The 2060-nt window shown below is 65.0% G+C and carries 2 protein-coding genes; one reads left to right on the top strand and one right to left on the bottom strand.

Annotated elements, in window-relative coordinates; all coding sequences use genetic code 11:
* The coding region (locus BN976_RS31885) for an NAD(P)/FAD-dependent oxidoreductase (RefSeq protein WP_036377827.1) at positions 1-1127 on the top strand (1127 nt) is incomplete at its 5' end.
* A gap of 34 nt (positions 1128-1161) precedes the next feature.
* On the opposite strand, the gene BN976_RS31880 is transcribed toward BN976_RS31885, so the two are convergent.
* A partial coding sequence (locus tag BN976_RS31880) for an IS256 family transposase (RefSeq protein ID WP_036377826.1) occupies positions 1162-2060 on the bottom strand: 899 nt, incomplete at its 5' end.

Genomic DNA, 2060 nt, shown 5'->3' with positions numbered 1-2060 from the left:
CCGATGTCGCGGTGATCGAGCCGTCGGAGGTGCACTATTACCAGCCGTTGTGGACGCTGGTCGGCGGGGGTCAGGCCAAGGCCTCGACCACCGCCCGGGCTGAGGCGTCGGTGATGCCCAAAGGGGCGACCTGGATCAAGAACGCGGCCGCGCAGGTGGATCCGGACAACAACCGGGTGGTCTGTGTTGACGGGGCGGACTACGGCTACGACGTGCTCGTGGTCTGCCCCGGTATCCAGTTGGACTGGAACCGCACCGAAGGACTGGCCGATGCGGTCGGTAAGGACGGGGTGTCGTCGAACTACCGGTTCGACCTGGCCCCGCGTACCTGGGAGTTCATCCGTACCCTGCGCTCCGGGAGTGCGGTGTTCGCGATGCCGTCGGGGCCGATCAAATGTGCCGGGGCGCCGCAGAAGATCGCCTACCTGGCCGCCGACTACTGGCGTAAACAGGGCGTGCTCCAGGACATCGATGTGCATTTGGTGGTGCCGACTCCGCGGCTGTTCGGGATCCCGGCGATCGCCGACAACCTCGACAAAGTCGCCGCCGGCTACGGCATCACCGTGCACACAGGAGCCGAGGTGACCGGCATCGACGCCGCCGCGCACAAGGTCGCCCTCACCCCGGTAGGCGAGGCCGGCGGCTCCGAGACGGTGTTGCCCTACGACGTGTTGCACGCCGTACCCCGGCAGTCGGCGCCGGACTGGATCAAGGCCAGCCCGCTCTCGACCGGGGACGCCAACGGCTACGTCGAGATCGACAAGCACACCCTGCAACACGTACGTCACCGCAATGTGTTCAGCCTCGGTGATGCCGGGTCGTCGCCGAACTCCAAAACCGGGGCCGCGATCCGCAAACAAGCCCCGGTGGTCGTCGAGAACATCGACGCCTATCTGGCCGGGCGGCCGTTGACCGCGTCCTACAACGGGTACGGGTCCTGCCCGCTGGTGACGTCCTCACACGACATGCTGCTGGCCGAGTTCGACTACGACCTCAACCTGGAACCGTCGTTCCCGCTGCTGGACCCGACCAAGCCGCACCGGGCCTACTGGTACCTCAAAAAGTACGGGCTGCCGTTCATGTACTGGAACCTCATGCTCAAAGGGCTTGTCAAGATAACTGTGTAAGTAGTTGCGGCCGTTTCGGTTTGGTGGGGTCTCTTTAAAGTGGGAGTCGGTCGGGGAATTGGATGGCGAAGGCGTTGAGCGCCTCGGTCCAGCGGTAGGTTCCTGATCCTGGGTTTGATCCTCGTTTCTGATTGATGTTGCGGATGGCCAGATACAGCAGCTTGAGCGCTGCGGCATCGGAGGGGAACGAGCCGCGGGCTTTGGTGACTTTGCGCAGCTGGTAGTTCAGCGACTCGATGGCGTTGGTGGTGTAGATGATCTTGCGGATCTCGACCGGGAACGCCAGGAACGGCACGAACTCGGCCCAGGCCCGGTCCCAGACCGCGACCGCCCCCGGGGATTTGGTCTTCCATTCGGCCCGGAACTCCTCCAGGGCCAGTTTGGCGGCCTCTTCGGTGGCGGCGGTGTAGATCGGGCGCAGCGCAGCGGCCATCTTCTTACGGTCGGTGTAGGAGGCATAGCGCATGCTGGCCCGCAGCAGATGCACCACGCAGGTCTGGATGATGGCTTGGGGCCAGACCGCGGTGATCGATTCCGGGAGCCCGGTCAGCCCGTCACAACAGACGAACAACGCATCCCGGCAGCCCCGGTTGCGCAGCTCGGTGAGCACCCCGTGCCAGAACTTGGCGCCCTCGGTCTGCTGGATCCAGACCCCCAGGACCTGCTTGATCCCATCGACGTCGACCCCGATCACCACGTGGGCGGCCTTGTTGGCCACTACGCCGCCGTCGCGGATCTTGAGCCGGATCGCGTCGATGTAGAGGATTGGATACACCGGATCGACCGGCCGGGACTGCCACGCGGCGATCTCATCGGCCACCACGTCGGTGACCCGTGAAATCGTGGCCGCCGAGACGGTGGCGCCGTAGACCTCGCCCAGGTGCTCGGTGATGTCGCGGGTGCTCATGCCGCGGGCGTACAGCGACAAGATCA

Source organism: Mycolicibacterium austroafricanum, from assembly GCF_000612725.1.
Taxonomy (GTDB): domain Bacteria; phylum Actinomycetota; class Actinomycetes; order Mycobacteriales; family Mycobacteriaceae; genus Mycobacterium; species Mycobacterium austroafricanum.
The sequence above is the reverse complement of the archived record's forward strand: the minus strand, read 5'-3'. Positions and strand labels throughout refer to the sequence as shown.